This window comes from Paenibacillus sp. OSY-SE, from assembly GCF_000283315.1.
Lineage (GTDB): Bacteria > Bacillota > Bacilli > Paenibacillales > Paenibacillaceae > Paenibacillus_B > Paenibacillus_B profundus.
This window is the reverse complement of record NZ_ALKF01000204.1, coordinates 42,573-62,236: the sequence shown is the minus strand read 5'-3', so window position 1 is coordinate 62,236 and position 19,664 is coordinate 42,573. Positions and strand designations below refer to the sequence as shown.

17 protein-coding genes are annotated in these 19,664 nt (G+C 51.1%); all 17 read right to left on the bottom strand.

Annotated features, from left to right (window positions below; genetic code table 11):
* Nucleotides 1-23: 23 nt before the first annotated feature.
* The 17 genes from A372_RS0130230 to nuoI all read right to left on the bottom strand — a co-directional run bounded on the left by A372_RS0130230 (nt 24) and on the right by nuoI (nt 19,612).
* Nucleotides 24-461, bottom strand: coding sequence for a DNA-directed RNA polymerase subunit beta (locus tag A372_RS0130230; RefSeq protein ID WP_019424687.1), 438 nt, complete (start codon nt 459-461; stop codon nt 24-26).
* A gap of 17 nt (nt 462-478) precedes the next feature.
* Complete coding sequence (locus A372_RS0130225; RefSeq protein WP_019424686.1) at nt 479-1,318, bottom strand: flagellar hook-basal body protein; 840 nt, start codon at nt 1,316-1,318, stop codon at nt 479-481.
* A 21-nt stretch (nt 1,319-1,339) separates the two neighbouring features.
* A complete protein-coding gene (locus tag A372_RS0130220) occupies nt 1,340-2,203 on the bottom strand; it encodes a flagellar hook-basal body protein (RefSeq protein WP_019424685.1) in 864 nt (287 codons plus the stop codon).
* 46 nt (nt 2,204-2,249) lie between these two features.
* Entirely contained in the window at nt 2,250-3,251 is a 1,002-nt protein-coding gene (locus A372_RS0130215) for a rod shape-determining protein (RefSeq protein WP_019424684.1), read from the bottom strand.
* 201 nt (nt 3,252-3,452) lie between these two features.
* Complete coding sequence (gene spoIIID / locus A372_RS0130210; protein ID WP_006674820.1) at nt 3,453-3,740, bottom strand: sporulation transcriptional regulator SpoIIID; 288 nt, start codon at nt 3,738-3,740, stop codon at nt 3,453-3,455.
* Nucleotides 3,741-4,132: 392 nt separating this feature from the next.
* The gene (locus A372_RS0130205; RefSeq protein ID WP_026011385.1) at nt 4,133-4,912 is read right to left on the bottom strand and encodes a M23 family metallopeptidase; all 780 of its coding nucleotides are present in this window, start codon (nt 4,910-4,912) and stop codon (nt 4,133-4,135) included.
* Nucleotides 4,913-4,971: 59 nt separating this feature from the next.
* Nucleotides 4,972-6,216, bottom strand: a complete 1,245-nt coding sequence (locus A372_RS0130200) for a SpoIID/LytB domain-containing protein (RefSeq protein ID WP_026011384.1) — start codon at nt 6,214-6,216, stop codon at nt 4,972-4,974.
* 347 nt (nt 6,217-6,563) lie between these two features.
* A complete protein-coding gene (locus A372_RS35080; protein WP_019424681.1) occupies nt 6,564-6,830 on the bottom strand; it encodes a hypothetical protein in 267 nt (88 codons plus the stop codon).
* A gap of 1,285 nt (nt 6,831-8,115) precedes the next feature.
* Nucleotides 8,116-9,444: a UDP-N-acetylglucosamine 1-carboxyvinyltransferase gene (gene murA, locus A372_RS0130190; RefSeq protein WP_192813650.1), complete on the bottom strand. Its 1,329-nt coding sequence runs from the start codon at nt 9,442-9,444 to the stop codon at nt 8,116-8,118.
* 295 nt (nt 9,445-9,739) lie between these two features.
* On the bottom strand, nt 9,740-9,994 hold the full coding sequence (locus A372_RS0130185; RefSeq protein ID WP_019424679.1) for a DUF1146 family protein: 255 nt from the start codon (nt 9,992-9,994) through the stop codon (nt 9,740-9,742).
* A gap of 14 nt (nt 9,995-10,008) precedes the next feature.
* On the bottom strand, nt 10,009-12,903 hold the full coding sequence (locus A372_RS0130180) for a S8 family serine peptidase (protein WP_019424678.1): 2,895 nt from the start codon (nt 12,901-12,903) through the stop codon (nt 10,009-10,011).
* Nucleotides 12,904-13,256: 353 nt separating this feature from the next.
* Nucleotides 13,257-14,795, bottom strand: coding sequence for an NADH-quinone oxidoreductase subunit N (locus A372_RS0130175; RefSeq protein WP_019424677.1), 1,539 nt, complete (start codon nt 14,793-14,795; stop codon nt 13,257-13,259).
* 4 nt (nt 14,796-14,799) lie between these two features.
* Nucleotides 14,800-16,416 (bottom strand): complex I subunit 4 family protein, encoded by a 1,617-nt coding sequence (locus tag A372_RS0130170; protein ID WP_019424676.1) that lies wholly within the window; start codon nt 16,414-16,416, stop codon nt 14,800-14,802.
* Nucleotides 16,417-18,312, bottom strand: a complete 1,896-nt coding sequence (nuoL, locus tag A372_RS0130165) for an NADH-quinone oxidoreductase subunit L (protein WP_019424675.1) — start codon at nt 18,310-18,312, stop codon at nt 16,417-16,419.
* 20 nt (nt 18,313-18,332) lie between these two features.
* Entirely contained in the window at nt 18,333-18,644 is a 312-nt protein-coding gene (nuoK, locus tag A372_RS0130160; RefSeq protein ID WP_019424674.1) for an NADH-quinone oxidoreductase subunit NuoK, read from the bottom strand.
* A 1-nt stretch (nt 18,645) separates the two neighbouring features.
* Nucleotides 18,646-19,167: an NADH-quinone oxidoreductase subunit J gene (locus tag A372_RS0130155; RefSeq protein ID WP_019424673.1), complete on the bottom strand. Its 522-nt coding sequence runs from the start codon at nt 19,165-19,167 to the stop codon at nt 18,646-18,648.
* Complete coding sequence (nuoI, locus tag A372_RS0130150) at nt 19,160-19,612, bottom strand: NADH-quinone oxidoreductase subunit NuoI (RefSeq protein WP_019424672.1); 453 nt, start codon at nt 19,610-19,612, stop codon at nt 19,160-19,162. Before nuoI ends, A372_RS0130155 begins: the two co-directional genes overlap by 8 nt.
* Nucleotides 19,613-19,664: the final 52 nt, after the last annotated feature.

Sequence of the window (19,664 nt, the reverse complement as noted above, 5' to 3'; positions counted from 1 at the left end):
ACCCCACCGAAGTGGGGATGTTATCAGGCGAACACCAACTGGAACAGATGAGTCCACGTATTCAGATTTAATGCTTCACCAAGAGAGCCTTTCCCTAGAACCACATATCCGGTAACCATGCCTGCAACTAGCGTCAAGATGCATAACATCGGAATAATGGCCAGGCGAACGAGCCATTTGACGCGTTTGGAACGCCGCGCCGGCTTGTGCCCTTTCGCTTCTCTCTTGTTCTCTTTGTCCGTGCGTGCGGATTCCTTGCGCCGTTCCTTACGCCGCTCTTCCAGCACAGGCTTGCCAGAAGTTCCTGAAGCACGCACGCTGCCAGCGGCCGCAGCAAGAGGATCTTCGTCAGCCGATTGTTCATCGCTATGTCGTGAGCGTGACAGACGCGCCAACGATATGTCCTGTTGAAGCGGCTCAAAATCAGGCAGCTTTCTATCTTTATCACGGGTATCACTCATATTATCACCTACTTCATTTACGCGCGCAGACTATTCGCCAGTCCCCACATCGCGTCCCCTGAAGTCAACGCTCGTGCGGACAGTTGATAAGCACGCTGCGCTTGAATCAACTCATTCACCTCATCGATAAGCGACACGTTCGATTCTTCCAGCATCCCTTGTCGAACATAGATGGCAGGCTGATTCGGGTCCGAGCGATCGCCATCGGCCAGATTCAGCACTTGAACGGCCGTGTTGCGGTCCAGATTCGGAGGCAATACATAATAATTGTTGTCCGTCTGTACAAGCTGTTCGGGCTTGATTGCCTTAACAAGCTTCAAGCTGCCCAGCGCTTCAGGCGCTTCACCGTTCTTAACGGCAAACATGCGCCCCTTCTCATCGATTTGCAACTCTCTATCGGGTGCGATACGAATTTCCAAATCTTCGGCATTCAGCACCTGATCGCCATGCGCGGTTACGAGTATTTTCTCACCGCTTGCTCTGTCTATATTATATTGAAAGGCTCCTTCACGAATCCAAGCTGTTGCACCATCGCGAGTCATTATTTCAAACATCGCGTCCCCTTGGAGCGCCAAATCAGTATCCACTCCTGTCTGAGTGAGAGAACCTTGGGTGAAATCACGATTCAACGACGTGAGATGCGAGCCATTGCCTATCGTATATCCCATTGGCGTTGCCCGTCCAGGCAGACGATAGTCTGGATCGTGCTGGCGCACCGTTGTAAGCACATCGGCGAAGTTTGCTGTCTTCCGTTTATATCCTTTTGTATTGACATTAGCCACATTGTCCGCAATCACATCCAGCTTGCGTTGGATGCCATTCATCGACACGGATGCGGCAATCATCGATTGATTCATGTCGTTCCTCCTAAAGTGTCATTAGACGCGGCCAACTTCGTTTACAGTCTTGTCCAACGATTTATCGTAGAACTGAACAATTTTTTGATTCGCTTCATAAGCTCGGTACGCCATCATCATGTCGATCGTGGACTGTGCCGCATCCACATTGGAACGTTCCAGATATCCCTGTTGAACTTGCACGTCACGGCCCAACGCAACCGGTGCGCCCGGCTGTCCGCCGTTCTGCAGACGGAAGCGTCCGTTGCCTGTTCGAATCAAATCATTCGGGTTGTCAATGCGGGTAATCAGCAGATCCGCCCCTGCTATTGCAGCACCAGTACGGGTGTTATACATTTGACCTGCTGCATTCAGCGTTACATCGTCAAGGGCTTGTCCGTCCAGCACGATGGGTGCATTATTCCGGTTAAGAACCTGAGCACCGTCCGCCGTAACCAGCTCATTCTGCGCATTCACACGAAAGTGTCCGTCACGCGTATATCGAACTTCGTTGCCTTCCCGAACCGTAAAAAATGCTTCCGGCTTAAATACGACGTTGCCTTGAGCATCACGGCCTTTCCCGGACTCGTCAAATGCTACGCCTGCCACCTGCAGATCAGCAAGCAGCGCAAAATCGCCAGATTGGTTCGTCTGCATGAGATCTCCTTGGTTAAACAGCATGCGGCTCTCTTCCGCGAACACGCCGGTGTTCAGCCGTCCAATTTCCCTTCCGGAGGCCTTATCGCTGCCCTGCAACGAAAGCAGCATTTCCGGAAATGAGCGCGACATGCCCGTCACCGATTTAAAGCCTGGCGTATTCGCATTGGCAATGTTATTCGTTACCGTATCATGACGGCGCTGCTGCGTCATCATGCCGGAAGCAGCCGTATATAACCCTCTAATCATGTCCGATCCTCCCGATCCATTAATCTACACTATGTATATTATCGGACTAGATAAACTTTTTCTTTATGACCCTATCCAAATTATCAAGCATGATGCCGGTTCCCTTTACAACGCAATGCATCGGATCCTCTGCAATCAGGACCGGAACCTTCAGTTCCTCAGCAAGCAGCTCGTCCAATCCGTCAAGCAGCGCGCCGCCGCCCGTCAAGATGACACCGCGATCGATAATATCCGCCGACAATTCTGGCGGGGTCCGTTCCAACACCGATTTCGCAGCAACGACAATGGAGGATACCGGGTCCCACAGCGCTTCTCGAATCTCATTGGATGTAATCGTTACGGTATATGGCAAGCCGGATACCATGTCCCGTCCACGAATGTCCATTTCCCGCTCTCCGCCTGCCGGACGCACGGTACCGATGTTAATCTTAATGTCTTCTGAGGTGCGTTCCCCAATTAACAGTTTGTACTTCTGTTTAATATAACGCATGATGGAGCTATCGAACTTATCCCCTGCAATTTTAATAGAAGAGGCGGTGACGATATCCCCCATGGACAATACCGCCACGTCCGTCGTTCCGCCGCCGATGTCGACGACCATATTGCCGCTTGGCTGGAAAATATCCATGCCCGCGCCGATTGCCGCCGCTTTCGGTTCTTCTTCTAAATATACTTCCTTCGCTCCGCTTCGCTCAGCAGCTTCCCGAATCGCCTTCTGCTCCACTGAGGTGATGTTCGTCGGCGCGCAAATTAGAATACGCGGATGTGAGTACCATTTGCGGCCGCCGACGCGGTTAATAAAATGCTTCAACATCGCTTCCGTAATGTCAAAATCTGCAATAACCCCGTCACGCAATGGGCGGATCGGCACAATGTTGCCCGGTGTGCGCCCGACCATCTTGCGGGCATCTTCCCCAACAGCCAGAACGCGCTTCAAATCGCTCTCAATCGCCACGACCGCCGGTTCGTCCAATACGACCCCTTTCCCTTTGACATGAATCAGAACGTTCGCCGTTCCTAAGTCAATTCCGATATCCTTGCTTAACATAAGTTCGAGAGCCTCCACATTCTTTTTTCATATATTTCGATGAATTGCGACCGTTTCCTGCAAAATATTTACTCATCGTTTAACATATCATATTTAGAGCGCTAGGTTCAATGTGAATGAGGGGCAAAACCTGTCATTTCGGAATCGATTTTAGGCGTTATTTATCGAATAGGCAGCGGTTCCAACTTCAAGAAGGGTTACCTAGGACTTTCCTGCGGTCATCACCTCGCGTTTTTTCGAACTCGACTTCTTATATTTGATCTTGGTCGCTTCCCCTCCCCGAAGATGTCGTACGGACTTGTGGTATTCGAGAATGTGCTTCACCTGGTCCGCCAGATCAGGGTTAATTTCGGGCAGCCGTTCGGTTAAATCTTTGTGTACCGTGCTTTTGGACACACCGAACTCTTTGGCGATGGTGCGAACCGTATGCTTGGTCTCGACGATGCAGCGACCGATTTTGATGGTCCGTTCTTTGATGTAATCGTGCACGTTCCCGCCTCCCCTACTCGGTTTAATTGGTACATTATATGAGGGGTGCGGACACTTATGCGTTGTTACGAATCCTGACAAGCTTGGCTTAACCACTAAATTTGTCAAGGTTCTGCGGACAAATAGGAGGGAGTGATGGGAGAGGCTAAAGCTTGTCTGTCCCAAAAAAGCTCGCTGGATTAGGGAAAAATGTAGCAATAGCTTCCGAAGGGGGACAACCTTGGAGCGAATATCTGAGGCGAATAATTCAACCTGAAAAAAAAATTTAGGCAGGATGTCCAACTTCCCCCTTTCGAAGCGGAGCACACATCAAAATAAAGAAAAAGCGGCAAGCTCGCGCTCCCGCTTTTCCACTGGCGTCGTCAGATTGATTCTTCCAACGCAGGGTGTTATTAATTTTTGGCCAACAGCGTCGACGGATTGACTGGCTTGTTGTCATCATACACCTCGAAGTGTACGTGAACGCCCAGGTTCTTCTCCAGCTCGTTGCGTCCGGCTGTAGCAAGCGCATCACCTTTTTTCACGGTGTCGCCTTTCTTCACCTTCAAGTCAACCAGACTCTGGTATACGGTCTTCAAGTTGTTTCCGTGGTCGATTTCCACTACGAAGCCTGTCTTCGGGTTTTGCTCGGCGCGAGTTACTTTGCCGCTCATCGCTGCGAGAACATCAAACGCTTTCTGATCCTTACGAGCCAAATCGATACCTACGTTCGGAGTAAACGTCTGCTTGTATTCTACCATAGCAGCTGCTTGCTCCTCTTTGGAAGCTTTGTCATCATAGAAAGACATGACGACATCTACATCTTGCGCATCTGCTACTGGCCAACCCAACGTTTCATTGGATGCGACCACTTCAACCGCCTCATCATTCGTCTTGCCTTCCGCCAATGTACCGGAATCTACTTGTTGTTCTACCTGCGTCGCATCCTTATTTGGGTCTAGTGGCTGCTGGTTCATGTCTTGATAGACCCACACTAACGTTAGGATGATTGCTGCTGCGGCCATGTACAAAGCGGGAAAGACCCATTTCTTCGACAACAGCTTTCTCCACGCGGATGTTTGAACCGCTTGAGCTCCTTGCATCGATTTAGAAGCTTCAGGCGTATTCGTTGCACTCGTTGCCGATGAACTAGTTGTAGATTTGTTTTTTGAGTTTTGGTTTTGTTCACTCATTTGTGATCACCTCAGTAACCATTGTTACCGGGGCTATCACTTTTATACGTAGTGTTTTGCTAATTTTTAAGATTTAAAGTTAGTAACTTCGAAGCTTTGTCGAGCGAAACTCCTTTGTAATAGTAAGTTACAATCTTCTCCGCCGATGCGCCTTCTTTCGCCATGCCCTGAGCGCCGTATTGGCTCATGCCAACACCATGGCCGAATCCGAAGGTCGTAATGAGAACTTTGTCGCCTTCCATCTTCCATTCAAAAGCGCTGGAGCGCAAATCTAACTTTTCCCGAATCTCGCGGCCTGTAAACTGATGTGTTCCAATCCGCACGTGCTCTACGCGTTCGCCCGGTGTATGTGAGAGAATTCGAATATCTTTCGAAAAGGCAGCAGCTGACAACTTACTGTCATGCTTTGAAGGTTCAGGGGGCGTGTGGTTCGTACCGTTCGAAGAGTCCAGTAAGCGAGATAGAGCCGGTACCGCATTGGCTGACAGGCCAAGCTTCGCCAGCACGGTGCTCACTTCCATTTCCACCTGTTCCGTATAACGCGGGGATATCGCTTGATCCCAAGGGCTCGATACACTCTTCAAATACGGAACGGGATTAGTCCAATAATCCTCCGCGTTCTCGGTATAGCCGTTGCTCGTCGAGAAGAAAGCGGCCATAATCGGCTCTCCTTTATAAGTGAGCACGATATCTTTTGTTTCGTTCACGGCGCGGTTCAGCTTCGCCACCGCGTCCTGCGGGCGCCGCTCCAGCTCTGCGAGCGGCACATAGGCTTGATGGGCGACGGTGTCGGTGACGTCAGCCCCCTCCGGTGCGCCGCTTGCGTCCTGCGCCAGCAGGCGGCGCACGATGTAAGTGCGGGCGGCAATCGCCTGCGCTTTGAGCGCTTCGAGCTCAAAGTCGCTTGGCATTTCTGCCGCGATAACGCCGCGCACGTATTGCTCCAGCGCGACGCGCTCTACCTGGCGCGTGCCGCTCAGGTATACGCGCACCTGCTCTGCCGCCCCGGCCTCGGGCGGCGCCACATCCGGCGCCACTGGCGCCGTGCGCTCGCTGCCGGGGCTTGCCGCCCGCTGCTGCGGACGGGTTTCCACCAGCAGCAGCGGCATGAGCAGGGCGAGCACGGTGAGCGCGCCGGCCCACGCGGTGGCGCGCACTAGCGCCGGCCGGGTACGGGCTGCGCTCCTCCGGCTCCGTCGTCTCCCTCGACGCCGAAGCCCCCGGAAGCCCCCCCCTAGGCGCGGTCGAAGGCGACTCGCCAGTCGCCGCGCCTCTTCAAGCAGCAGTCTCGGCTGCGTAGCCATAGGCTTCTCTCTCCTCTCCCGCAACACTCCCATTTCTCGAGGTTAATTTTCACGTTTCGAACGTGTTTCCTTTTGAAACTCGTACTCGTACTTCTAGCATCTCTCGAAAAGAACGAGTCTAACCTCTGCTTCTTCTAACCTATGCTTTTTTAAGAGAAGAAAGAACCGCGGAAACCAATAGAGCTGCGAAATGGAAATAGTCAAAAGTACGCCCTCATCCGGCCTATCTAGTGCACCCAGCCAACACACGCGCTTCTAACAGGATATCCTCTGCTCATCACGGCTCCTATCAATAGAAAAGGATGTCCCTGTTCAAGCACAAACTGCTTTAAGAGACATCCCTTCATTCAAATAGGCAGCAACCCTTGCCGCTCCGCCCTCTTTCTGCATGAAGCGCATACTCCCACCACGGAGCCGTGATTGCCTGCGTAAAACGTAAGCTTCTCTGCTTTCCTTTTGCAATACGAACACGGCTGTCCGGACACCGGCTTCTTCTTCGCATAGGACGCCATCGAGACAACCTTTTGCCTCTTCTTTCGATTTTTATAGAAAATGATGGTGCCTAACAGCAATACAAACACGACGGCCCCCAGTATAAACCAGAAATACAGCATGGCATCGCCTCCTTATTGAGGTGCAACGTCCTTACTATCAGGACAATGGATACGAGAAAACGTTTCTCTGTGGTGATGCAGTCAACCCAGCACAGGTGAGAGACTCGAAGTAATTCCTCTGCAATCCTCGGTAATCGAATAATCTACAATGGAATAATCTAAACAGGTTACGCTCCTACTTTTTTCTTTATTCCAATGTACCTCCTTGCGCCCCGATCAGCAACAATGACCCAACATTCTTTCCTTTTCAGAAAAGTTCCCGAATTAGAGCAAGCGTTTGTTGCAATGAGTTACTCCTCATAATATCTGTTAAAATTCGCTTTAAGTGCGTGTTCAAAAAGGTCACTTTTCAGCACCGAGAAGGTTGCAAGAACTCGAAGAAGGAGGAGCGCAGTGAAGGTAAATCTACATGAGCACCTGAGATGTTTCCGCAGGAAACATACTTCGGAAGCATAAGCTCTTCGAGAGTGAATTCAAGATTCGATGTCGAATCACATTCTGGGATGCCTCGTGATCAAAAGAGGACTTGTTGAACACCTCTTTAATACAACCAATGCAGCCTCTGAGTAGATGGCAGCCTATACCGGATGTAGTTCCTGAACGAAAGGGAGATTGGGTATAAGAACTGAGAGAGCCAGGTAATCTCCGGTAAATGACACTTTACTGAAATAACTGCTACTTTCTCGTAAGGCTGCCACTCCTGAACAGAGGGGTGATTGGACATAAGAACCGAGGGAAGAAACGCATAGCTGCCCTCATAAATCAAAGATTAGTTTCCATTGGATTTTGTGCAGCGTTTTATAGTTCCAATTGCTATAAAGGGGTATTGTATTGGATTAGGTACAGTGGAATCAGCTCTTTAGCAACAATTCAGCGGGAATGACTCAATTTCACTGGACATTTTCCAGTGGATTGAACATTTTATTCGAAAAAGTTAATTTCTACTGTAAGTTTTCCAATGAAAGAGAAGTATAAAGTTATAGGTAATGGACAGAACCGTTCAAAACGGCTAAGTTGTATCCGCACCAGCACATACATATAGAAACAGCAATGCGCCTCATTCTAGTCTATGCGCATACTGGGGTGAACCCTGTAAGGGCTCACAGTTTCTGAAAATATATCAGCACTGGGTTAAGGTGCAGCGCACAGTACGTTCCTGTCCATAGAAAAGCTCATTAATAAAGCCGCCCCTTACCGGGACGGCCTCATCTTCTGATTCAACTATATATGCTTCTCAACTGTCGAAACCTCCGTTGAGGGTCGTTCCGCAAACTGTAACCTGAACTTACGCCCAAGTCGGCTGTACGTTAAAGAGCTTCACTTCCTGCTCTTCCTTCACCTCAACCGGCTGCTCCTCCAGCGTCACGCGGTAGATGTCTGCGCCTAGAGAAGACAACTTCTCTGCCAAGTTCACATATCCGCGATCGATATGATGAACGCCGCTGACTTCCGTCGTTCCTTCAGCAACCAAGCCCGCACAGATGAGTGCAGCGCCTGCACGCAGGTCGGTAGCGCACACCTTGGCGCCCGCCAGCTTGACTCTACCGGTCACTACGGCCGTACGGCCTTCCACCTTAATATTGGCATTCATTAAATTAAATTCATCGACGTGCATAAAGCGGTTCTCAAACACCGTCTCCGTGACGACCGATGTCCCCTCCGCAACAAGCAGAAGCGCCATCATTTGTGACTGCATATCCGTCGGAAAGCCCGGATACGGCAGCGTCTTCACGTCTACAGCTTTGAGCGGCTTATCAGTGCGAACACGGATGCCGTTCTCATCAGGCTCGATAATTACGCCCATTTCTTCCATCTTAGCAATAACCGGACCCAGATGATCTGCAATCGCACCCTCGACATACACATCGCCGCCCGTCATTGCCGCGGCAACCATATACGTTCCCGCCTCAACACGGTCCGGTATGACCGTATGCTCGGCCCCATGCAACTGCTCTACACCTTCGATGCGAATGACACCCGTTCCGGCACCGCGCACCTTGGCTCCCATCTTGTTCAAATAGTTCGCCAAGTCAACGATTTCCGGCTCGCGAGCGGCATTCTCGATCGTCGTTGTCCCTTCGGCCAACGTCGCCGCCATCATAATATTTTCAGTCGCACCGACACTCGCAACGTCCAAATAAATCTTGGCGCCCTTGAGTCGGCCGTTTACTTTCGCTTCAATATACCCTTGACCAAGTCCGATTTCCGCACCCATCGCTTCAAAGCCTTTCAAATGCTGATCGATAGGCCGGGTTCCAATGGCACAGCCGCCTGGTAAGGAAATACGCGCCTGTCCCGCGCGGGCCAGTAATGGACCCATGACGAGGAACGATGCCCGCATCTTGCGTACGAGTTCATAAGGAGCTTCGAATGAATGAAGCTTCTCCGAATTAACACGAATGGTTTCATTGGAATATGTAAGGTTGGCTCCAAGCTTCTCCAACACATGGTGTATCGTCTTGACATCGTCGAGTGGAGGAGCATCGTAAATGATGCTTGCGCCCTTCTCTCCCAATAACGAAGCAGCGATGATCGGAAGCACTGAATTCTTTGCGCCACTTACGCGCACGGTGCCCGTCAGTCGTCTGCCTCCGCGGACGATAAATTTGCTCATCATGTTTCCCTCCGCGCTTTTTTTCGCCCCATCATCTATAAATCCGTAAAAAATGGCACGCTTTTTTTTCACCCAAACTCCATAATACCATTGTATTACAAGTAGGTACAAGCGATATTTTTCGACATACCCTTCCACATTTTACTTAGGGTTATCTACCATTGTTGACATCTTTATTCGATGTTATTCGACAAGTTCTGATTCTCTGTCGGGCGTAGCTTTGTTTGTGCGAATCATTGACAGCATTCCTGCAAGGGAACGCTGTCCTTTTTCCTCTTAACCATTCCGAATCGTTTCAAAACAAGAAGCGCAGCGATTGAGTCCATCCCCAATAATCTAAAAAAAACTGGGCAACCGCACGGCCCACAATAATCGCAAGGATAAGATGCAGCATTTTTCCTTGCGGACTTTGCGGATGTCGGATGAACAAGTCTATTTTCAGATGCTGCAGCGACCACCAAGCTATAGCAATGCATACAAGCGTAATAAGCATATGCGCCATGCCGCTCCATCCTACGGATGAAGTTACTTGAGACAACGAATCCTCCAACGCGAATTCCTCCCTTACTTCTCACTGTTCAGCACATTGACGAGCATCGCCACGAATTCGGCCCGTGTCGCGAAGCGCTCCGGTCCGAACCCTTCCTCCTGGTTGTTGGAGATCAGGCCCTGACGCTTCATTTCAGCAATCATGGGAGCAGCCCAATGTGTAGCGGCTACATCCTGAAATGGCGCCTCGGTTACCTTCGCCGGTGTAAGACCAAGCGCTTTGCCAAGCATGACGGCCATCTCGGCCCGCTTCACCATCCGGTTCGGACCAAAATGTTTTGGCCCCACCCCAGAGGTAATGCCTGCTTTGGCTACCCGGGCAACCGCAGCATGAGCCCAATGTGTAGAGGGCACATCCGTAAACGCAGGAGCCTGCCCGATATCGCGATTCAGCTTGAAGGCGTTCGCGATGACCGAAGCGGCCTCTGCCCTGGAAATATGCCGGTGCGGTTCGAACTTCGCGTCGCCGTATCCATTCATCCATCCGGACGTCACGGCTTCAACAATCGAATCCTCCGCCCAGTGGCCCTTTACGTCCCGAAATCCGGCGATAAGCGGCTCTGTGCTTACAGAGAGAAGATAATACTTCGTATCAAACTTCGCGTTTGTCGTCAGGCGTATATAATACGTTCCCGGATCCAACTTTGTTCCGGTTGCCACCTCGGTTTCCCCCGAAGCGTTGCTCCCAGATCCAAGAGGCTTCTGCTCCTTCGACATAACCGCCATTGAGACAATGCGGTTCGAAGGCAGCTGGCTCAGCTTGAACGTTGCATAGACTGGCTTCTTGACGATAAATTGAAACCAATCGACATCATCTTCTTCGTGAAAGACGCCTTTATATTCGGTGCCCTCGCTAACCGTAACCGCCTCGTACATCTTATCGTTCGGCTCATTCGGATCAGCAAGCTGAGTCATATAATCCACATGCAGCGTATACTCGCCGGCTACTGCTTCCGGACGTGCCGTTACTGCATTTTGCACCTGAATATAATACTTCCCAGGAGGCAGATCCTCCAGCAGGGCGATTTCGGACTGCCCTTCCTTCTGCTCATCAATCCAGCGAGTATCGATTTGCGAGCCTTTAATTTCAAGCGCCGGATCGATGCGGACCGTATCCGTACTTACCTTCAACCGCAGCGTTGCTTTGCTCGGCAGTTGAATCATGTACCAATCCGTGTCGCCCGCATGGCTGAACGTGCCAACGATATCTTGCGTTCGAGCCGGAATGGCATAAGCCTGGTACTGCTTGTCGTTCGGCTCGAACGGATCTTGATACACGATGAAGCGCGAGGCTAGTTTATAGGTTAACCCCACACTGCCAATGATGTCATCGGACGACAGACGCAGTACATTTTTCCCCCGTTTCACCGGAATAGCAGGCTGTTTGCTGCCAACGTCACTGTACGTTGTCCCAGAAACCTGCTCACCTGTAAAATACGTAACATGTACTTTTCCCGACCCTTGAATACGTTGAAATTGAAGCTTTAACGTACCGTCATATGGCGCATCGACCACATACCAATGCTCTTCCTTTGTACGGAGAACCGCGCTTAGCGAAGTGTCGATTGGGAACACCCTCGCCTTATTGCGAGCCGTGTTCGTCCCGAACGCATCTTCCTGAAACGGTACGGTCAATGCATCATCGGCACGGAGCAAACCGTAGCCGCTTTTACGGTTCCAGCCCTTCCCATCAATGTCCTTCGCCGTATAGCGTAAATGATGGCGAACCTGATACGGCTTCAACTCGGGGTATTTGCTCCATAAGAGCGCAGCCACTCCCGCCGCTTGCGGCGCTGCCATCGATGTGCCTTCTTCTGCTTTGTATCCGCCGCCCAATGCGGTAGTGAACACGTGCCAAGGCGCAACCACGTCGATTTCCGGACCGGTATTCGTCCTCGGCTCCACCTTCATCTGCGGTGTAGTGCCGCCAACAGCGAAGACAGTAGGATAAGCGGCTGGATACTTGACAGCTACTTTATCCTGATATCGTCCCCCGTCATTCCCGGTTGCCGCAATGAGCAGGACGCCTTTTTTCTCTGCATAGTTTACAATGTCTTCCATATATTTCGAATAGCGATACAATCCGACGGACATGACGACGACCTTCGCGCCATGGTCAACTGCATACAATATGCCTGCGCCCAGCTTGTCCTCATCGCCGTAACCGCGTGAATCGAGCGCTTTAATCGGCATAATCTTAGCTGACCAGAGCAGACCGGTCGTACCTTTGTTGTTGTTACCCACGGCGCCAACCACACCCGCTACACTGGTGCCGTGCCCATTGTCATCCTGGGGCAAGCCTGAATCTAGAAGGTTGATGCCTTTAACGATATTTTGCTTGAGATCCGGATGATTGAAATCAATGCCCGTATCTACCAGCGCTATAATAATGGACGAATTGCTCTTGGCTTGAGTCCATGCCGTATCCGCCCCGATTTGCCGTAAATAATGCTGCTGCGCATACAGCGTATCATTCGGTTTTACCCCAGATGCTAATGAATGTACCGTATGGTTCGGCTCGATGTATTCCACCTGTCGCGAGTGCTTCGCATCGTGCAACCAATTTTCCGTCTCAGCTTCGTCTACAGGCCTAAGCACCGCAATATCAACGGCAGCCTGTTCGTTTATAATCTCACTTTTCTGCAGCAGTTTTGCATCCTTCTGCCCTTGCTTCCATTTGACAATCCAGGAGGTCGCGCACGCCTCAGCTTCATCATTCGTAGTTGAATAAGCGGCTGTACGCTTTGTCACGTTCATGCTGCTCATGCCCTGCTGTTCTGTTTCCTCCGTCTTGTACCTTTGCTGCAATGTTTGATTCAACGGTACCGAAGCAATCGTCTCGCTTAACGTCAGAAAGGTAAGCGCAATGATCAAAGTCGATACGACGGCACGAGACAATCGTTTCATCATAAATCCCATCCAATTCGTACATCAAGGCCAGTTGAGTTTGAAGAATACAACACGTATTCGCCGTTCTTCCTGACCTCTAATCTAATTTGCTCTTCTTCTTGTTGGCATATGACCAATCAGGTCACAGCTTAGTTAAGGTTCGCCATGAAAGCAGCCATTCCTGTTACAAAACGTTAATTTAGGCCCTAAGACCTACCCTAAAACAAAAAGACCCAAAATCCTCCGATGGAGTAATTTCAGGTCTCTTTTAAGAAAATACATCGTTATAAGATTGACTAGGAAGTCCTACAGGTCACTGCTGGAGCGTTGTCCTTGCATACACTTCCCTGTAATCTTTTACGCGGGAAACATGTTTACCGTATTAATAAATCCGTCCCGAGGGAGAAGACCCGTTGAATAGCGCTCATCACCATGTTCGGGAACACGCCAAGCGAGATAACGGCCAACACGCATATCACAATGACGAAGCCTTGCGTAAGCGATACACGGACTTGAGCTTCGCTGCCGGCCCGCATATACATTTGGCGAATAAATCCGAAGTAGAAATAGAAGGACACGACGCCTGACACCATCATGAGAATGGCAATCCACACCGCTTGCGAGGCAACTGCGCCCAAAATAATGTACAGCTTTCCGAAGAAGCCAGCTGTAATCGGAATGCCCGCTAACGATAGTACGAACACCGTCATAGCGACCGCGATCCACGGGGAGCGGTAATACAGACCGGCATACCCGCTCATCTCATCATGTCCAGCGGAGCGTTCTATTACCATATGGACAGCAAAAGCCCCCGTCGTCATAAATAAGTAAGCAACCAAGTAATACATAAACTCCGAGAAGTTCGATGTATGCAAATGATTTCCCAGCGGATTCAATGCAATTGGAACGAGCAAAAAGCCAGCATTCGCAATTCCAGACAAAGCAAGCAGCCGCTTCACGTTCGCCTGTCGCAGTGCCATAGTCGTACCAATTATCATCGACAACGCCGCAACGACCAGCAGCATAATCGAGAAATCACGGTAGATGACCATTTCTGGTCCGCCAAGGCCTAGGAACAAGCTGTAAAAAACGCGGAACAGAATGGCCAGACCCGCTCCTTTGGATACGACGGCAAGAAACGCGGTAACCGGCGTCGGAGCTCCCTGATATACGTCTGGAGACCACGCATGAAACGGTGCAGCCGCAATTTTAAAGCCGAAGCCCACAAGCATCAAAATAAAGCTTACATAAATGATTGCCTCGAAGGAAGCGGAGTTCCCCGTCAATCCCTGCGCCATTTCTCCAAGCTGAGTGCTGCCAGTGATGCCGTACAGGAAAGACATTCCATATAAGATAAAGGCCGATGCCACGCTGCCGAGGATAGCGTACTTGAACGCGCCTTCCGTCGACTTCCGGTCGCTCTTCTTCATCGCCACCAAAATGTATGATGTGATGCTGAGCAGCTCCAGTCCGACATAGAGCGTAATCAAATCTCCGGAGGAGGCCATTATCATGCCGCCTAGCGCAGCAGGCAGCAACAAGTAATAGTACTCTCCCCGGTGCGGAATTTCTTCATCCCGCACATTGCCGATGCTCATGAGCAGAATGAATGCAGTTCCGACCAAAAACACAATTTTGAGCAGCAAAGCAAATTCATCGACACGATAGCTGTGATTCAGCAGTTGAACGGCATCTGATGATTGCTGCATACGCTCATAAAGCTTCCATAAGACGAACCCAAGCGAAACGAGCACGCCAAGTAACGACAGTCCCCCGATCAGATCTCGATTTACGCGGCGGGGGAGCACCAGATCGATGAGCGTGATGAGTATGGCTGCAATAACGAGCGTAAGCTCGGGTGCCAGCAATGCAAGATCGCCCACTTGCAGCAGTTGAACAGTTGGCGCATCCATCGGCCTACCCCCTCACCTTGAATAATTCAATGATGTGTTCCACACCAGTCTCAATCGGAGCCGTCACAAAGTACGGGAATAGGCCGATTAAGACAATGCACGCGGTTAATACCATAATCGGCATTGCTTCCACGAGTCTGGCGTCCTTTAAAGCTGTATACCGTTCGTTCAGCGGACCGTACGAGATGGCCAGCACCCCGCGCAGAACATAGACCGCGCTCAAAATAATTCCTATGGCGCCGAGCACGGCTGCCCACTTCATCGTTCCGAACAATCCAAGCAACGATAGAAGTTCGGCCACGAATCCGGATAGGCCCGGCAAGCCGAGCGAAGCGAGCCCCGCAAGCAGCAGGATGCCGCATATAAACGGCATGCTCTTCGCCAAGCCGCCCAATTCATCGATTCGCGTCGTGCCCGTGCGTTCCAAGAGGCTGCCTACTAGCAGGAAGAAGAGCGCCGAGATGAATCCATGCGACACCATCTGCACGACTGCTCCTTGCAGACCGATATCGTTCATCGCCGAGATGCCGAGCAGCACGAAGCCCATATGGCTGATGCTGGAATAAGCAAGCACAAGCCGGAATTCCTTTTGCACGAAGGCCAGTATCGCGCCATACAGGATGTTAATTACGCCAAGGGCGGCAATGACGGTCGCCCATGACGCCGTCTGCTGCGGCAGAAGCGCCGTACCGAACTGAATGAGACCATAGGCGCCCATTTTCAAGAGCACGCCGGAGTGAAGCATGACGACCGGAGCAGGCGCCTCGGCATGAACACGCAGCATCCACGTATGAAACGGGAAGAGCGGCAGCTTAATTCCGAACGCGACGAGCAGCAGGACGAACACCAATGTGCGCATCCCTTCCGTAAGATAGAACGTGTTGCCTTCGACCGCCATGTTCACAAATGCCTCTGGGTTGCCCAAATTCTGCATAATGACGTTCAGGTTGCCACTGTATATATACTGGCTGCCATCGCTCACTGCTGGATTCGGACCGAAGCCAGCGGTTACCGTCAAGATGACAAAAGCGACCAACAGAAGTGCGGAACCGAGACCGTTGTAGACGAGGAAGCGGTTCGCCGCCTTCTCGCGGTGCATGAAGCCCCATATGCCGATAAGGAAATACGTCGGAACGAGCGTCCATTCGAAAAACATAAAGAATAAGAACAAATCCCGCGCCATAAAGACACCGAGCATCCCAACTTCAAGCAGGAGGAACAGAATGAAATAGGTCTTCCAACGCTTCTTCAGGTAAAGTGAAGCAAAGGCTGCCATGGATGCCACGATGGTAGTCATAACGACGAGCGGCAACGATAAGCCGTCAATCGATAAATGGTACTGTATATCAAATGTCCAGGATTGAATGCCTCTCATTAATTCGATGTTGAGCGGTATTGAAATCCATGATGACTGCTCCGTAAGCGCCTTACCCTGTTCCAGCATGTCATAACCGCCATAAATAACGAGCGCAAGGAGCAGCGGCAAAATTGTCGTTCCAATGCCCACGATTTGGATGGCTCGCACGCGCCCTTTTGGGACGAGCAATAAAATAAGAACCCCGAGCAGCGGAGAGAAGGTGAGCAGCGTCAATATCGGCCAAGATGAAAGTTCACTCCACATTTACCAGAACCTCCTTCCGAGCGCCAATACAAGCACAACCAAACCTACAAATCCGAACAGCGATACCAAACCGTACGTTTGCATCTGACCGTTCTGCAGACGGGTCGAGGTCTTGCCGATTCCAACCATTATTCTAGCCACCAGACGAACAAGACCGTCGATGACCCACTTGTCGATGGCCTTCAGCACTTGGCCTATACCCTGCAAGGAACGGACAAACACAATTTGATACAGCTCATCGATGTAATATTTATTTGCAAGCAGACGATATACTGGACCAGCCGAGTCTTGGAGTCCATCACGGCGACTGCGGCCAGGGCCATATATCATATACCCTATGCCAATTCCAAGCACGCCTACCAGAACGGAGACGACCATAACGATAGCGTTGGCATGCTCCCCTGCTTCTTCCCCCGTCAACCAAGTACCGAAGGAACCGGTCCACGGCGTGTACACAAATCCGGAAACCACGGCCAACACGCTTAAAATGATAAGCGGCACCGTCATAGATGAAGGCGACTCGTGCGCCTTGGACGCATCGGATTCATTCGACGGCTGACCGGTAAAGACAAGGAAGAACAGCCGCGCCATATAAAATGCAGTAAAAAATGCGGCGATTGCACCGACGACGAACAACAGCTTATTGTGCTCCCACGCTGCCGATAAGATGGAATCCTTGGACCAGAAGCCGGATAGCGGCGGTATGCCCGATAACGCCAATGCTCCGATGGCAAATGTCCATGTTGTAACTTTCATCCGGCGGCCAAGCCCGCCCATTTGGAATATATCCTGTGTATGTACCGCGTGTATGACACTGCCTGCGCCCAGGAACAGCAGAGCTTTAAAGAAAGCATGCGTGAACAGGTGGAACACCCCGGCGGTTACCGCGCCAAGTCCGAGCGCCAGCATCATGTAGCCAAGCTGGCTGATGGTCGAGTAAGCCAGGATACGCTTCATGTCGCGCTGCGCGATAGCGATCGTGGCCGCAAAAATGGCGGTAAAACCGCCTATGCTCGCGACGATCGTCATCGCCGTCGGCGACACGTGGAAGATATCGAAGGTGCGCGCCACGAGATATACGCCGGCGGCAACCATCGTCGCGGCATGAATTAATGCCGATATCGGTGTCGGACCTTCCATCGCATCCGGCAGCCACGTATGCAGCGGGAATTGACCTGATTTCCCGACTGCGCCTATGAAGATCAGCGAGGCAATCCAGGTGGCGATGCCCGCTGAAATGCCATGCTGCGTAAGCGAGTCGGCACTGGCGAACACGTTGCTGATCATCGAGAAGTCGAGCGCATGGTTCGGCATGTGCCAGAACAGAAGCAGGATCGCAATCAAGAGCCCCACATCACCGATGCGCGTTATGATAAAAGCCTTTTTAGCCGCCGCACGCGCCGCCGGCCGTTCATACCAGAAGCCGACGAGCAAAAATGAGCATACGCCGACCAGCTCCCAAAATATGTAGAGCTGCAGCATATTCGGCGACAGCACGAGTCCGAGCATCGAGCAAGTAAACAGGGCGATATAGGCGTAGAACACCGTCAGCCGCTCGTCCCCTTGCATATACCCTTTGGAATAAATGTTAACTAACGTGCTCACAAGCGTGACGATAACGAGCATCAACGCATTCAAATTCGTCACGTCAAATCCGAATTCCAGACGAATAGCCCCAAAGCCCAGCCATTCGAAGCTTCGGGTATAGTCATCCGGTGATCCCTGTACCCGTTCCCACAAAACAAGGACGGAAAGTGCAAACGCGGCGAACGAGCTGAAGACGCCGATCGCGACGGCCACGTCTTTCATCTGGCGGCCGAATGCCGTCAGCACGAGGAACGCGAGCAGCGGAATGACCGGAATGGCCCAAGCGTACTGCGAAAAGACGGATTCCATTGTCGTATCCTCCCTACCGATTATCTCTTCAAGTCGTCAAATTCGTCCACGTTGGCCGTCCCGCGGTTCCGGTACAACGCGATCAGAATGGCAATGCCGATAGCCGCTTCCGCAGCCGCGATAGCAATCGTAAAGAGCGAGAAGATTTGCCCCTTTAAGCTTGGCACTACACCGTATTTAGAAAATGCGATTAAATTCAAATTGGCTGCATTCAGCATCAGCTCGATCGATAGGAGCACGATAACGGCGTTGCGTTTCGTCAATACTCCGAACAGGCCGATACAGAATAAGATAGCGGCGAGGGTCAAGTAAGAAGCCAACATCGTGCTCATCTTAGTCCGCCTCCTTTTTCGCGATGACGATAGCCCCAATGAAGGACACCGTAAGCAGAACGGACAGCAGCTCGAACGGGATGACATGTTCCGTAAAAATTTGCTTCCCAAGATTCAGTGTATTGTCCTCTGCCAACGACACCTTGTCGTGCACAGGAAATTCGGCGCTTCGTATGGAAAAAAAGAGAACTCCGAACAGGGCCAGACAGCCAATTGCGGCCAACCCTTCCTTCCACGGACGCACGAGTTGTTCATCCTGCTTGTCGTGCCGGGTCATCATGATGCCGAATATCATTAAGATGGTGATCGCCCCCGTGTACACAAGCACTTGCACGAAAGCAACGAACTCCGCGTCGAGCAGCACATACATGCCGGCGAGCCCCAGAAAAGCGAACGCCAGCGAAACGACCATATGCACCACTTTCGTAAAGTTCAGCATCAAGACGGCACCAGAGATAATGCAAATGGACAGCACGAAGAAGGCAACCGTTTCCCCCGTCCATTCAATGGAGAAGTTAAACATTTTTCTTCGCGCCCCCTTTTGGCATGGCGGAATTGTTTTCTTGCCTGATCAGTTCGTTGTTGTCGTTCAGCCAATCCATATTTTTGAACAGATCATCCCGGCTGTAGGTCGAAAGTTCGAAATTGTTCGTCATGACAATCGCTTCGGTCGGACATACTTCCGTGCACAGATCGCACAGAATGCAAATCTCAAAGTTGATATCGTACGTATCGATCACTTTTCCTTTTTTCTCCGGGTCCGGATTCGGCTTGCCCGTCAGCGTAATGCAATCGGTAGGACAGATTTTCGCACAAAGGTTGCACACGATGCACTTGTCCGGGTCGAAATGTTGAATCCCGCGAAACCGGTCGGGCATTTGCAGAGGCACATCCGGGTACTTATAGGTGACTTTTTTTGATGTCATCGCCTTCCATGTGACGCCAAGACCTTTTATCAATCCCTTCACGGATTTCACCCCTAGCCTTTTTGAGGTTGTTCAAAAAATCCCCTTTTGATCA